Origin of the sequence: Aestuariimicrobium sp. T2.26MG-19.2B, assembly GCF_950101875.1 — a bacterium.
Classification (GTDB): Bacteria; Actinomycetota; Actinomycetes; order Propionibacteriales; family Propionibacteriaceae; genus Aestuariimicrobium; species Aestuariimicrobium kwangyangense.
Genome location: NZ_CATNLW010000002.1, coordinates 76,121 through 90,256 on the forward strand (window position 1 = coordinate 76,121; position 14,136 = coordinate 90,256).

Sequence of the window (14,136 nt, forward strand, 5' to 3'; positions counted from 1 at the left end):
ATCATGTAAAGTCGCGAGGCTTCATCTCCGCTCGAGGCTTTCGCGCAGAGCGGGAATGATTCGCCCGCAGACGACGTTGACCCCAATGTCGAACCGCCACTGTGGCGGAACAGACGGTGAACGAGAGGCGGCCGCAATGAAGCCCATGTTGATGCGAGAGCTGATCGGCGAGACCCTGCGCGAACTCCGCTTCGGTCAGGGCCGCACCCTGCGAGACGTCTCGATGGATGCCCGGGTGAGCCTCGGGTACTTGTCCGAGGTCGAGCGTGGCCAGAAGGAGGCATCCTCCGAATTGCTGGCCTCGATCGCCACGGCGCTCAACGTGCCCCTGTCCCAGGTGCTGCACACGGTGAGCCAGAAATTGGTGACGACGGAACAGCCGCAGCGTCCGGTGGTCGTCAAGGCCGCCTGAGCGCGGTCGACGAGCAGGTCCGGTCCAACGGACGAACACCCTGCGTGCATCCCAGAGGGCGGTGCACGCAGGGTGTTCTCGTCAATGGCTCGTGACGGCTCGCTCCGCCGGGCGGATGTGTCGGTCAGACCTCGCCGTTGGCAGGAACCAGCAGCACCTCGACCCCTGCCTTGCGGATCTTGGCCAGTTCATTGCGGTCGGCCGTCGAGTCCGTGACCAGCAGGTCGATCTCGCTCAGGTCGGCCAGTTTGGCGAGCGTGACGCGACCGATCTTCGACCCGTCGGCGACGCAGATCACGGTCTGGGCGCGCTCGATCATGGTGTGGTTGGTGGCCGCCTCGGTGTCGTCATGGGTGGTGAGGCCTCCATCGACACTGACCCCGTCGGAACCCACGATCGCGGTTCCGACATTGATCTGGCGGAACGTCGCCTCGGCCAATGATCCCACCAACTCCAGGGAGTTGGAGCGCAGCACACCACCCGCGATCAGGACTCGCTGCTGACCCACCTTGGCCGCCTCGAGCGCGAGCGAGACCGAGTTGGTGATCAAAGTGATGTCCCTGCGCCCGTGCAGGGCCCTCAGCACCTCGGTGGTCGTGGTCCCTCCGGTCAGGGCGAGGGCGTGTTTGCCCGGCGGAATCCGATCCACGACCGCGCGGGCGATGGCCTGCTTGGCGCGGCGATTGCGCCCGTCCCGCAACTGAACCGGCAACTCCTCACCCTGTCGGACCCGCTTGGCACCGCCGTGGGTTCGCACCAATAGACCCTGCTCGGCCAGGGCAGCCACGTCGCGCCGGATGGTCGCGGCGGAGGCTCCCAGCATCTCCGACAGCTCACTGAGCTGCACGTCGCCCTTGTCGGCGACGGCGGCGAGCAGTGCGACCATGCGGTCCGATCGACGGCCTCCTTGGGCGGCATCGACGGGGGAAGTGGTCATGGATTCTCCGATCAACGCAGGGTGAGCGTTTGGCTGAGGAAATCGTAGCGATCGCTCACGTCCTTGATCGTCATTGGGTCATGATCCGGACACCCTGATCCGGACGCCTGGTTCATGGGAACGCCCTCACGGGGTGGTGCGAGGTCGGAACCCCTGGGGTGTCATGGTGAATCGACTGCCCTCGAGCAGGGAACGCCATGAGGTGCCGTTGGCGAGCTGTGCTCCCAATGCCGGTTCGCCGTTGATCGTCTCGATCGTCATCGGCGACATCACTCGACGACGCACCGCATCGGCCACCACCGACAACGCACCCACGATCCGCTCAGGGTCATCGGTGAAGGCAAGCATCGTCCGCACCCCTCGCTCGAGATGGATGAGCGGTTGCCCTGATCCGAGCACCACCAGGGCGCCGGCCCGGCGCGTGGGACGGTGCGAGGGTGACTCAGGCCAGGGCAGAGCAGCACCGAAAGGATTGGCCGGGTCGCACGCCGCCAACAGTCGCACCGCCCCCTCGGGGTGGTCCTCGCGCACGAGGTCGACGGCTCCCGGCAGGGCGAACTGACTCGCCCCGAGACCTTCGACGAAGTACCCGCGCCGTACCCCACCCTGCTCCTCCAGCGCCGCCAGCACACGGTAGGCCGCCCCGAACGAGCCGAACAATGCCTCGGACTGGACGGCCCCGCGAGTCACCACCCCGTGGCGACTGAGCAGCATGGACGCCGCCATCAGGTCACGCTCGGTCGGGGTGCCTGCGGCGGGTGTGCTGGCCGACCAGCGACCGGGAGTTCCTCCAGATCGGGGGGCGCGCAGCGGGCGGGCGATCGTCCGTCGCCGCGGCGTGGCCCGCTTGGGGGTCCGCAGCGCGCCTCGGGTGGTGTGTTCACGTACGGCCATGAAGGTCGAGCTGGTGAGGCGTCCGGTCCAGACGAGTTCCCAAAGTGCGTCCGTGGCCTCGGCCGACTCGGTCGAGGCAACCTCGTCGGTGCCGGACAGCTCCGCCACCGTCCAGGCCCCTCCGCTGAGGGCACGCTGCACCATCTTCTCGGCCAGCGGTGACAGGGTGCCTTCGGCCGGTTCGGGCAGGGCGAGGTCCGCGGGCCACAGCTGCACCCAGCCGTCGCGGGTGCCGATCGCGCCGTGACCACTCCACGACACGTCACCTCGGGCCAGCAGGTCGTCCAGCATCTCCGGTCGGTAATCGCTGACCCGGGCCGGTAGCACCAGGGTCTCGAGCATGGAGGCAGGGATGGGACATCCCGCCAAGGCCTCCACGGCGGCCATCAGCGCCTCCGGACCGCTCCCCGGTTCGTCCAGCTCATGCCAGCGGGGGGCGAAGGCGGCGAAGCGGCTCTGGTCGACCGGTTCCACGCCGCTGCGCAGCAGGGCCAGGGACCGGCGTCGAACCCGCTGGACCATGCTTCGGTGCCACCACTGGTGCGAGAGCACCTCGAGTTCCGAACCGGGGGACGACCGGGCCCGTTCGAGGATGCCCTCACTGGTGCCCGACGGGAGCCGGTACCGGGCGTCGACGACCTCGGCTGACGCACCTGTGTGGGTGCGCACCCACCGCAGGACGAGTCGTGCCAATGCCTCCTCAGGAGGGAGGGGTGCGCCGGCGCTGTGGCCCGGAGGTACCGGCACTCCCAGACCGTCACGCAGCAGCGGCAGGTCGTCGGGGGTCACCAGGAAGGTGGTGCGGCCAAGGCTGACCGCCGCCACGCGTCGAGCGGACGTGAGCTCCCGCAACCAGAGCTCGGCATCACCCTCGGCCCGCTCGTTTGCCTCCTGGACAGTCAAGGGGCCGAGGGTGCGGATCACGTCCCACCACGACTCGAGGGTCTCGGCGCGGTGGTGCTCGGCGGTGCGCTGAACCTCAGCCTCGACCTGCCGGGCAGCCTCGGGGTCAAGCAGGTCAGCGATCTCACCCGACCTGCCGAGCAGTTCGGCCAGGAGGTTCTGGTCGATTCCAGCTGCTGCCAGGGTGCGCTCCGCCAGCGGCTGGTCGGAGTCATAGATGAACTCGCCGACGTAGGAGAACAGCAGGTTGCGGGCGTAGGGGGAGGGCTGGTCGGTCTCGACCTCGAGCAACCTGATTCGACGGCTGGCCAGTGCCATGAGCTGTTCGGTGAGCCCCGGCAGGTCGAACACGTCCTCCATGCACTCGCGCAGGGTCTCCAGCACGATCGGGAAGTCCGGGTACTGACTGGCGACCTGCAACAACTGGGCCGAACGCATCCGTTGTTGCCACAGCGGTGATCGACGGCGGGGGTCGCGGCGGGGCAGCAGCAGGGCTCGTGCCGCGCACTCGCGGAAGCGTGCCGCGAACAGGGCGCTGCCGAACACCTCGGTGGTGAGCACCTGTTCCACGTCGTCGGGGGAGATGTCCAGCAGTTCGGCCCCCGGCGGCTGGCGCTCGACGTCGGGGATGCGGATGATGATGCCGTCGTTGGTGGCGGTGGCCCGGGCCTCGACGCCGTAGTGGTCCCGCGCCCTCGACTCGATCACCATCGCCCACGGTGCTAGCACCGCGGCTCCCCAGTTGGCGTGCACGAGGACGCGCCAGTCGCCCAGTTCGTCACGGCAGCGTTCCACGACGACGGTGCGCGCACCGGGGACGACCCCCGTGGCGCGCTGCTGCTCGTCCAAGTGGGCCAAGGCGTTGTCGACCGCCCACGCGTCGAGGCCTCGTCCGCGCAGCTCCTCGGCTCGGTTGTCGGGCTGGGACTGCAGGCGGTCGGTGAACTCGCCCAGTGCACGCCCCAGCGCCAATGGACGGGAGTTGGCGTCCCCGTGCCAGAACGGCAACCTGCCCGGCTGGCCCGGTGCGGGGCTGACCATGACCTGGTTGGCGGTGATCTCCTCGATGCGCCACGTACTGGTGCCCAAGGTGAACAGGTCACCCACGCGTGACTCGTAGACCATCTCCTCGTCCAGTTCACCCACTCGACGCCCGGCGCCGTCGCCGACGAGGAAGACGCCGAAGAGGCCGCGATCTGGGATCGTGCCACCAGAGGTCGTCACCAGCCGCTTCGCACCCGGTCGGGCGGTGAGCCGGTCCGTGGCACGGTCCCAGACCAAGCGTGGACGAAGCTCGGCCCAGTCGTCACTGGGATAGCGGCCTGTGAGCATGTCGAGGGTGGCGTTGAACGCGGACTCCGGCAGCTCACGGTAGGGATCGCTGCGCAAGACGATGGCGCGGGCCTCGGCGGCGGTCACGGAGGTGTCGATGCACATGCTCACCAGTTGTTGGGCGAGCACGTCCAGAGGATTGGTGATCCGTCGTACGTCCTCGATCTGCCCGGTCACCATGCGTTCGGCGATGACCCCCGACTCGATGAGGTCTCCGCGGTGAGTGGGCAGGATCACACCTCGCGACACGGCGCCCACCTGGTGACCGGCCCGACCGACCCGCTGCAGCCCCGAAGCCACCGAAGGAGGCGAGGAGATCTGGATGACCTGGTCGACGGCGCCCATGTCGATGCCGAGCTCGAGCGACGAGGTGGCCACCACGCAGGCGAGCGCCCCCGACTTCAGGTCGGCCTCGATCTGGGCCCGTCGCTCCTTGCTGACGGAGCCGTGGTGGGCTCGGGCCAGAGCCTTCCCTGAATGCTCCTCCCGGCCGCCGCCTGCCCCGGACTGGGCCATCACGTGGGCCGGCACGCTCGGGGCCATGGGCTCCTCACCGAGCCGGGTCGCCCACTGTTCGTTGAGGTGTGCGGTCAGACGTTCGGCCACTCTCCGTGAGTTCACGAAACACAAGGTCGATCGGCGGGGTTCGATCAGGTCGAGCACCCGCGACTCGATGAAGGGCCAGATCGACTGGTTCGGTTCAGCCATGCCGGTCTCGGGGTCGGGGGGGAGCGCCAACTGGGTCATGTCGGCGACCGGCACCTCGACGTGGAGCTCCCACCGTTTGTCCGCGGGCGGCTGCACGATCGTGACGGGTCGGTCGCCACCCAGGAAGGCAGCGACGCGCTCGGCCGGCCGAACGGTGGCGGAGAGCCCGACCCGTTGAGCGCCCCCGCGCTGGTGGAGCGCATCGAGCCGTTCCAGGCTCAGCGCCAGATGGGCACCCCGTTTGGTGCCGGCCAGGGCGTGGATCTCGTCGATGATCACCAGGTCGAGATCGGTCAGCGTGTCCCGGTGCTGGCCCGACAGCATCAGGAACAACGACTCAGGAGTCGTGATCAGGATGTCAGGGGGACGCACGAGTTGCCGGCGTCGCTCTGCCGGTGCCGTGTCCCCGGTGCGGACCGCCACGGTCACCGGTGGCAACGCCCGGCCGAGCCGTGCAGCCGCCAACTGGATTCCCCGCAGGGGGGCGGTCAGGTTCCGCTCGACGTCGACGGCGAGGGCCTTGAGGGGTGAGATGTAGAGCACCCGGACCTGATCCTGGTCGCCGTGCCCCTCCTCGGGTCGGGAGGCCCGATGTGTCAGCCGATCGATGCTGTGCAGGAAGGCGGCCAAGGTCTTGCCCGAACCCGTCGGCGCGATGAGCAGGCTGTGCTCGCCGGACGAGATCGCACGCCACGCGCCAGCCTGGGCCGGGGTCGGGGCGGTGAACGAATCGGTGAACCACCGCTGCGTCGGCTCGGAGAAGCTGGCGAGGGCGGACCCGTCCTGCTGAGGTGATGCCCGCTTCTCGACCATGGAAGCATCGTTGCAGACGGCACCGACATGTTCTGGCCGACCTCGTGGCGCGGGTAGGCTGCGCGCATGCGAGAAACCGAGCTGAGGGCGCGCATGGCGCAACATCTCGGCAGCGCCTACTCCCTGCACTGGGCCGAGAACCAGTCCATGGCCTCATTGGGCGGGCGCACGGTCGAGGAGGCACTGGTCGCCGGCGTGAACTGCAAGACGATCTGGCGGGCCGTGTGGGCCGAGCTCGAGCTCGCCCCCGTTCATCGCTGACCCGCAGGCAGAAGAGGACAGGCGGTGGGATCACGCCCTGCGTGCCTCCCTCACCAAACACGTGCGACACACCGATGCGTTCCCGTGATTCGTACGCGTGTTCGGTAAGCTATGACGTGTTGTCCACACCTGCGGCGACGGTCGAACACTTGTCCACAGGCATCGGGCCCGGTGAGATTTTGTCGGAGCCCGTCCATACAGTCACAGACGTCAGAACCGAACAGGACGAGCCCGGTCTCCGGGACCAGGAAAGGAACGAGCATGGCGGTTGCAGATCGCGCCAAGGCCCTCGAGGCGGCGCTCGCCCAGATCGAGAAGCAGCACGGCAAGGGCTCCGTGATGCGATTGGGTGAGGAGACCCGACAGCCCATCGCGGCCATCCCCACGGGCTCCGTGGCCCTCGACATCGCCCTGGGCATCGGGGGTCTCCCGCGAGGCCGAGTCGTCGAGATCTACGGTCCCGAGTCCTCGGGAAAGACGACGGTGGCGTTGCACGCGATCGCCAACGCCCAGCGTGATGGCGGCATCTGTGCGTTCATCGACGCCGAGCACGCACTTGACCCGGAGTATGCGTCCAAGTTGGGTGTCGACACCAACGCCCTGCTGGTGAGCCAGCCCGACAACGGTGAACAGGCGCTCGAGATCGCCGACATGCTGGTCCGGTCGGGTGCGTTGACCCTCATCGTGATCGACTCGGTGGCCGCCCTCACGCCTCGCGCCGAGATCGAGGGTGAGATGGGTGACAACCACGTCGGCCTGCAGGCCCGACTCATGAGCCAGGCGCTGCGCAAGATGACCGGCGCGCTCAGCGGCGCCGGCACCACGGCCATCTTCATCAACCAGCTGCGCGAGAAGATCGGCGTCATGTTCGGCTCGCCCGAGACCACGACCGGTGGCAAGGCCCTGAAGTTCTACTCCTCGGTCCGTCTCGACGTCCGCCGGATCGAGACCCTCAAGGACGGTACCGAGTCCGTGGGCAACCGAACCAGGGTCAAGGTCGTCAAGAACAAGGTGGCGCCGCCCTTCAAGCAGGCCGAGTTCGACATCCTGTACGGACAGGGCATCTCGAGGGAGGGCTCGCTGATCGACATGGGTGTCGACGCTGGCATCATCCGCAAGGCGGGTGCCTGGTTCACCTACGAGACCGACCAGTTGGGCCAGGGCAAGGAGAACGCCCGAGCCTTCCTCAAGGCCAACCCCGACATCGCCCTCGAGATCGAGACCAAGATCAAGCAGAAGATGGGGCTGGGTGCGCCTGAGGCCGTGCCGGACGGCGTGGATCCCGTGACGGGCGAGGTGGCGTTCTGAGCTCCGGCGAGCCCGCGGGGTCGGCTGATGGGGACGCCGACCCGCGGGAGGTCGCCCGCGAGATCGCGCTCAGACGACTGACGCTGCGCGCCCACAGTCGGCACGAACTGGCTGAGGCGATGCGAGCGAAACTGGTGCCCGGCGAGATCATCGACGAGGTGCTCGACCGGTTCAGTGAGGTGCAACTCATCGATGATGCCGCCTTCGCAGCGGCGTGGAGTGAGTCGAGGCACCGCAACCGGAACCTCTCCCGTCGGGTGATCGGGCGCGAGCTGCGGGCCAAGGGCGTGTCGGACGATGACACGAAGCAGGCGCTCGACCAGATCACCGATGAGGACGAACTGCGTTCGGCTCGGCAGATCGCCGAGAAGAAGGCACGCAGTCTGGCCCGACTCGACCCGGTGGTGGCGCGGCGTCGGCTGGAAGGGGTACTGGCCAGGCGCGGCTATGGCCCGAGCGTCATCATCCGTGTCTGTCGCGAGGTACTCGATGCCGACTCTGACATCCTGGGCGACCTGACCGACGCCGACGGCGATCCCGGCCCTCACACCTGGAACTGAGCGGCCCCGGGATGAGCGCGCTGGCTCTGACGGAGCCACTCCGGGTCGGTCCGGGCCTCGCTGAGCAGGCTCAGTCGGCGGGATCGACGTTGGCAGAACCGATACCGGTCACAGGGACGGCGCCCACTCCCACGGCCTTTCCGGCGCGGCGGGTGCGAACCTTCGTCTCGACCCAGCCGGCGAACGTCGTCAGGGCGTAGTTGATCACGATGTAGATCACCGCCGCGACCAGCAGGGCGGCCAGGATGTTGGACTTGCCCGAGGCCAGCGTCCCCAAGGAGCGCAACAGGTCCGGGTAGGTGACGATGTAGCCGAGCGCCGTGTCCTTCAGCACGACCACCATCTGACTCAGCAGCGACGGCAGCATCGCGGTCACGGCCTGGGGCAGCAGGACGTTCCACAGGGTCTGCTCCCGGGTCAGCCCGATGGCCCATCCCGCCTCCCGCTGCCCGCTGGGAAGTGAGTGAACTCCGGAGCGGATCAGTTCGGCGATGACGGAGCCGTTGTAGAACGTGAGTCCCAGCACCACCGAGAGGAACGGCAGGGCGTCACCGCTGAGGGCGCCGGAGTAGAGGAAGACGTAGTAGAAGAAGACCATCATGACCAGCACGGGCACTGATCGGAAGAACTCCACCAGTACGCCGGACGCCCAGGAGATGGGCTTGACGTGACTGAGCCGACCCACCCCCAACAGCACGCCGACGACCCCTGCGGTCAGCACCGACAGGGCGGCCGCCTGCAGGGTCTGCAACAGACCGGGCAGCACGAAGTTCGTCCAGGTTGATGCCTCGAGGAATGGCTCCCACTTCGATGCTGTGAGCAACTGGCTCCTCAGCGCCCACAGGAAGGCTGCTCCGATCACCAGGCAGGCGAGCACGCCCACGGCGCCGACCACGCGGCTGAGGGCTCGTCCCCGGGGCCCCGGTGCGTCGAAGATGACCGACGACGACTGTGCGCTCATCGGGCCACCGCCAACTTCTGTGACAGCCGCGTGAAGATGATGCCCATCGGTAGCGTCAGCACCACGAACCCGAAGGCAATGATCGCGAAGATCAGCACGATCAGGTCGGGACGGAACTCGATCATGTTCTTCATCTGGGTCGAGGCCTCGGTGACTGTGACGGTCGCCGCCACCGTGGTGTTCTTGGTGAGCGCGATCAGTGTGTTGCCGAGAGGTGCGACCGCCCCGCGCAGGGCCTGCGGGAGGATGACCTCGCGGATCGAGCCCCCGAAGGACAGCCCCAGTGCCCGAGCGGCCTCGGCCTGACCCATCGGCACCGTGTTGACCCCCGACCTGATCGCCTCGGCGACGAACGAGGCGTGGTAGACCGACAGCGCCACCACGGCCCACGCGAAGTTGTTCCACTCAGTGCTGGCGCCTCGTCCGAGCAGGGGCCAGTTCATCGACAGCAGGAAGCCGAACACGCAGAAGAAGAGGATCAGCGTCAGGGGAGTGTTGCGGATCAGCGTGACATAGCTGGTACCGAAGAAGCGGAGTGCTGCCACGGGGGAGATGCGCAGCACCGCGATCACCATCCCGATCAGGGCGGCGCCAATGGCCGACAGGACCGTGAGCAGCAGCGTCATGCCGAAGGCCTGCAGCAGGTTGTACTGCCTGAACAGTTCTGCCACGTCGTTCATCCGCGCGCCTTTCGGATCAGGAGGTGTCCGCCGGGACGAGCCTGCCACGCAGGCTCGTCCCGGTCAGATTGGTTTCTGGGTACCCGAGGGCACTCAGCTGCAGGGATCGACCTTGGGCTCGGCGGGAGCCTTGAACCCCGATGCGCCGACAGTCTTCTCGATCGCCTTGGCCCAGTCGCCGCTCGAGACCATCTTCTCGATGGCGGTGTTGACCTTCTTGCAGAGTTCGACGTCGCCCTTCTTCAGACCGACTCCATAGCGCTCTTCCGAGAACGGGGCCCCGACGACCTTCAGCTTGCCCTTGTAGGCGTCCTGGGCGGCGAAACCGGCGAGGATGACGTTGTCGGTGGTGACGGCGTCGATCGACCCGTTGGCGAGCGCCTCGACGCACTTGGAGTAGGTGTCGAACTGCTGCAGGTCGACGCCGGGGACGACCTTCTTGACCTTCTCGGCCGAGGTCGAGCCGGTGACCGAGCACAGCTTCTTGCCGTCGAGGTCCTTCGGACCCGAGATGGTCGAGTCATTGGCGACCAGCAGGTCCTGACCAGCCACGAAGTACGGCCCGGCGAACGACACCTTCTCCTTGCGCGCATCGGTGATCGAATAGGTCGCGAAGATCAGCTTGACCTGCCCACCTTGGATGAGGTTCTCCCGCTGCGCCGAGGGGGACTCCTTCCACTCGATCTTGTTCTCGTCGTATCCGAGTTCCTTGGCGACGTACTTGGCGACCTCGACGTCGAAGCCTTGGTAGGAGTCACCGACCTTCTGTCCCAGGCCCGGCTGGTCGAACTTGATGCCGATGGCGATCTTGTCGCCCGCGCCTGAGTTGTTGCCGCAGGCGGCCAGCGAGGTGGCGAGCAGGAGGGCGGCAGCCCCTGCCGCGATCTTGCGGGTGAGCTTCATGGTGAGCCTTTCGGTGGTGGATGGTGGCGGGTGGAACAGATCAGGGGTCAGTGCAGGATCTTCGACAAGAAGTCCTTGGCCCGATCGGACTGGGGTGAGGTGAAGAAGGCCTCGGGTTCGGCCTCCTCGACGATCTGGCCGTCGGCCATGAAGATGACCCGGTCGGCCGCCTTGCGGGCGAATCCCATCTCATGGGTGACAACGATCATCGTCATTCCCTGCTTGGCCAGCCCGACCATCACGTCGAGCACCTCGTTGACCATCTCGGGGTCGAGCGCAGAGGTGGGCTCGTCGAAGAGGATGACCTTGGGGTCCATGGCCAGCGCTCGGGCGATGGCGACACGTTGCTGCTGTCCTCCCGACAGTTGGGCCGGGTACTTCTGTGCCTGGGAGTCGACGCCCACCCGGGTCAGGAGGTCCATGGCCTTGTCGCGGGACTTGGCAGCGCCCAGCCGGCGAACCTTGGTGGGTCCGAGCGTGACGTTGTCGAGGATCGACTTGTGGCTGAACAGGTTGAAGGACTGGAAGACCATGCCGACGTCGGCGCGCAACTGGGCGAGGGCCTTGCCCTCCTCGGGGAGTCGCTGTCCGTCGATCAGGATCTCGCCCGACTCAATGGTCTCGAGACGATTGATGGTGCGGCACAGGGTCGACTTGCCCGAGCCCGAAGGTCCGAGCACGACGACCACCTCGCCCTGACGCACGGTGAGGTTGATGTCCCGCAGCACATGGTTGTCGCCGAAGTGCTTGTTGACGTCCTTCAGCACGACCAGGTCGCGGCCCGAGGTGGACGGCGACTGCGAAGGCTCTGCGACTGCGCTCATGCCCGGAACACTAGGGCAAGCATGCGGGTGGGGGCTCGGGTTCGCTGCTGAGGCCCCCATCTGTTGCCAACCTGTAACACCCTCCCGAGAGGAGTCAGCGGACCCTGAAACCCCAGCTCGCCGACCACTCCGCGCCGGGTTGCAGGGTCACCAGACCGTCGTGCGTCGGCCCCGGGTTGAAGGCATCGGGGCCGCAGCTCATGGGCTCGATGGCCAGCGACAGACGGTCCGCGGGGGTGAAGATCTGCAGCCAGGGCAGCTTCTCGTCGGCCCACAGGGTGATCTCGCCGTCTCGTCCGCGGACGTGCAGCTCCCAGGCCCCGTCGACGCCGGCAAAGGCACGGTCAAAGGTGCGAGCCCCGAGCGGCGCACTGTCGTCCAACTGCTCGGACGTGCCCTGGGTGTCGACCAAGCTGATGGGCAGGAGGCGGTCGGCCTCGACGTCGAGGTACTGCCGGAACGGCGAGCGGACCACCCACTCGTCGATGGGGCCCCCGACCTTGACGTAGGGGTGGGCCGCGTATCCCCAGGGGGCGGGAGTCGAGCCGACGTTGCGGGCGCTCACCTCGACCGTGAGGCCGGTCTCGTCCACGCGGTGGGTCAGGATCGCCTCGACACCGAAGGGGTAGCCCGGTTGCGGGAGCACGCGGACCTGCTGTTCGACCTCAGTGTCGGTGTGGTGCACCAACTGCCACGGCACCCAGGCCACCAGCCCGTGCAGGGCGGTGAAGCGGTCGATCTCGTTGACCGGAAGCTGGTGCTCGGCACCGTCGAAGCCATAGCGACCGTCGCGGATCCGGTTGGGCCACGGCAGGAGTTGTTGACCTTGGCTCCCCTGGGGCATGTCCTCGGGCCCGAACCCCCACAGGCGGTCCTGGCCCCCGATGGTCAGGCTGCGCAGCGTGGCGCCCTGCTCGGTGACGACGGCCGAGACCTCGCCCGCGGTGATCTGGTACTGCTCGCCGGTGGGGTGGTGGGCTGCTGGTGCGTGCATGGACGTCACGCTAGCCACTTTGCTGCGACCGTGCGGCCGCGGGGACGATGGTCGGGCTCCCAGTTCGGCGCCGGTAGAATCCGGCCCATCATGACGTCTCCCACCATCGCCCGGCGCACCTACCAGGTCGTGACCTACGGCTGCCAGATGAACGTTCACGACTCGGAGCGGATCTCGGGTCTGCTCGAGGACGCTGGTTACGTCCGCACGGAGGCGGACGACCAAGCCGACTTGGTCGTGTTCAACACCTGCGCCGTGCGTGAGAACGCCGACAACAAGTTGTACGGGAATCTCGGGCACATCGCTTCGGTCAAGGCCGTCCGTCCGGGGATGCAGATCGCCGTGGGCGGGTGCATGGCCCAGAAGGACCGGGACACGATCACAAACCGCGCGCCGTGGGTCGACGTCGTCTTCGGAACCCACAACGTCGGCGCGTTGCCCGTGCTGCTCGAGCGCGCGCGCATCGAGCAGGAGGCGCAGGTCGAGATCGTCGAGGCCCTGCAGACCTTCCCGTCCAACCTGCCGACGCGTCGTGACTCCGCCTACTCGGCCTGGGTCTCGATCTCGGTGGGGTGCAACAACACCTGCACCTTCTGCATCGTCCCGGCCCTGCGTGGCAAGGAGACGGATCGGCGTCCGGGCGACATTCTGCGCGAGATCGAGACGCTGGTGGCCGAAGGAGTGCAGGAGATCACCCTGCTCGGCCAGAACGTCAACTCCTACGGAGTCGAGTTCGGTGACCGTGGTGCGTTCGCCAAGCTCTTGCGTGCCTGCGGTGGGGTCGAGGGACTTGAGCGGGTGAGGTTCACCAGCCCGCACCCGGCCGCCTTCACCGATGACGTGATCGAGGCCATGGCCGAGACCCCCAACGTGATGCCGCAACTGCACATGCCCCTGCAATCCGGGTCGGACCGCATCCTGCGGGAGATGCGCCGCTCGTACCGCGCCGAGCGCTACCTCGGGATCATCGAGCGGGTCCGCTCGGCCATGCCCGAGGCGGCCATCACGACCGATCTGATCGTGGGCTTTCCCGGCGAGACCGAGGACGACTTCCGCCAGACCCTCGACGTCGTGGCCGCCTCGCGGTTCGCGGCCGCGTTCACCTTCCAGTACTCGATCCGTCCGGGGACACCGGCGGCGACCATGCCCGACCAGGTGCCCAAGCCCGTCGTCCATGAGCGCTACGAGCGATTGCTGGACCTGGTGAACGACGTCGCCCACCGGGAGAACCAGGCGCTCGAGGGACGTGAACTCGAAGTGATGTTCGCCGACGGGGAGGGTCGCAAGGACCAAGCCACCCACCGCATGAGCGGTCGCGCCCGGGACAACCGTCTCGTCCACGTCACCGTGTCCGAGGACGCTGCCCTGCGCCCGCGCCCCGGTGACATCGCCACAACCGTGGTCACCCACGCCGCCCCACACCACCTGAACGCCGACGCCGGCATCACCGACCTGCGTCGCACCCGGGGCGGGGATGCCTGGCAGCGGCGTCAGGAGACTCCTGCTGTGCCTGCGGGCGTCTCCTTGGGCATGCCGACGCTTCGGCCCACGTCCTGACCGCGTTCATCGGTCCTCCGGGACGTTCATCGGTCCCGCGAACTGGACGCTGCACGAGCTGGACGTGGGACGAGTTGAACGCAGAAGGG

General features: G+C 67.5%; 12 protein-coding genes. 5 read left to right on the forward strand and 7 right to left on the reverse strand.

Translation table 11 applies throughout. From position 1 onward, the window contains the following. Nucleotides 1-136 precede the first annotated feature (136 nt). Entirely contained in the window at nt 137-412 is a 276-nt protein-coding gene (locus QQZ11_RS10140; protein WP_026377900.1) for a helix-turn-helix domain-containing protein, read from the forward strand. A 124-nt stretch (nt 413-536) separates the two neighbouring features. On the opposite strand, the gene QQZ11_RS10145 is transcribed toward QQZ11_RS10140, so the two are convergent. Continuing rightward, entirely contained in the window at nt 537-1,298 is a 762-nt protein-coding gene (locus tag QQZ11_RS10145; RefSeq protein ID WP_284550753.1) for a DeoR/GlpR family DNA-binding transcription regulator, read from the reverse strand. A 177-nt stretch (nt 1,299-1,475) separates the two neighbouring features. Next, complete coding sequence (locus tag QQZ11_RS10150) at nt 1,476-5,999, reverse strand: DEAD/DEAH box helicase (RefSeq protein WP_284550301.1); 4,524 nt, start codon at nt 5,997-5,999, stop codon at nt 1,476-1,478. Nucleotides 6,000-6,065: 66 nt separating this feature from the next. Here QQZ11_RS10150 and QQZ11_RS10155 point away from each other — a divergent pair, with 66 nt between their 5' ends. The 3 genes from QQZ11_RS10155 to QQZ11_RS10165 all read left to right on the forward strand — a co-directional run bounded on the left by QQZ11_RS10155 (nt 6,066) and on the right by QQZ11_RS10165 (nt 8,128). Next, a complete protein-coding gene (locus QQZ11_RS10155) occupies nt 6,066-6,260 on the forward strand; it encodes a DUF3046 domain-containing protein (protein ID WP_022909998.1) in 195 nt (64 codons plus the stop codon). 261 nt (nt 6,261-6,521) lie between these two features. Continuing rightward, nucleotides 6,522-7,568 carry a recombinase RecA gene (recA, locus tag QQZ11_RS10160; RefSeq protein ID WP_022909999.1) on the forward strand — a complete coding sequence of 349 codons (1,047 nt, stop codon included), beginning with the start codon at nt 6,522-6,524 and terminating at the stop codon, nt 7,566-7,568. 62 nt (nt 7,569-7,630) lie between these two features. After that, a complete protein-coding gene (locus QQZ11_RS10165) occupies nt 7,631-8,128 on the forward strand; it encodes a regulatory protein RecX (protein WP_446698862.1) in 498 nt (165 codons plus the stop codon). A 70-nt stretch (nt 8,129-8,198) separates the two neighbouring features. On the opposite strand, the gene QQZ11_RS10170 is transcribed toward QQZ11_RS10165, so the two are convergent. The 5 genes from QQZ11_RS10170 to QQZ11_RS10190 form a co-directional block, all read right to left on the reverse strand. Continuing rightward, a complete protein-coding gene (locus QQZ11_RS10170) occupies nt 8,199-9,089 on the reverse strand; it encodes an amino acid ABC transporter permease (protein WP_284550303.1) in 891 nt (296 codons plus the stop codon). Next, nucleotides 9,086-9,769, reverse strand: a complete 684-nt coding sequence (locus tag QQZ11_RS10175) for an amino acid ABC transporter permease (protein ID WP_284550304.1) — start codon at nt 9,767-9,769, stop codon at nt 9,086-9,088. Before QQZ11_RS10175 ends, QQZ11_RS10170 begins: the two co-directional genes overlap by 4 nt. 93 nt (nt 9,770-9,862) lie before the next feature. Then, nucleotides 9,863-10,672: a glutamate ABC transporter substrate-binding protein gene (locus tag QQZ11_RS10180; protein WP_022910003.1), complete on the reverse strand. Its 810-nt coding sequence runs from the start codon at nt 10,670-10,672 to the stop codon at nt 9,863-9,865. A 47-nt stretch (nt 10,673-10,719) separates the two neighbouring features. Beyond that, a complete protein-coding gene (locus QQZ11_RS10185; RefSeq protein WP_022910004.1) occupies nt 10,720-11,496 on the reverse strand; it encodes an amino acid ABC transporter ATP-binding protein in 777 nt (258 codons plus the stop codon). A gap of 94 nt (nt 11,497-11,590) precedes the next feature. Then, nucleotides 11,591-12,490 carry an aldose 1-epimerase family protein gene (locus QQZ11_RS10190; protein ID WP_284550305.1) on the reverse strand — a complete coding sequence of 300 codons (900 nt, stop codon included), beginning with the start codon at nt 12,488-12,490 and terminating at the stop codon, nt 11,591-11,593. A 90-nt stretch (nt 12,491-12,580) separates the two neighbouring features. On the opposite strand from QQZ11_RS10190, the gene miaB reads away from it, so the two are divergent. Further along, a complete protein-coding gene (miaB, locus tag QQZ11_RS10195) occupies nt 12,581-14,047 on the forward strand; it encodes a tRNA (N6-isopentenyl adenosine(37)-C2)-methylthiotransferase MiaB (RefSeq protein ID WP_284550306.1) in 1,467 nt (488 codons plus the stop codon). Nucleotides 14,048-14,136 lie beyond the last annotated feature (89 nt).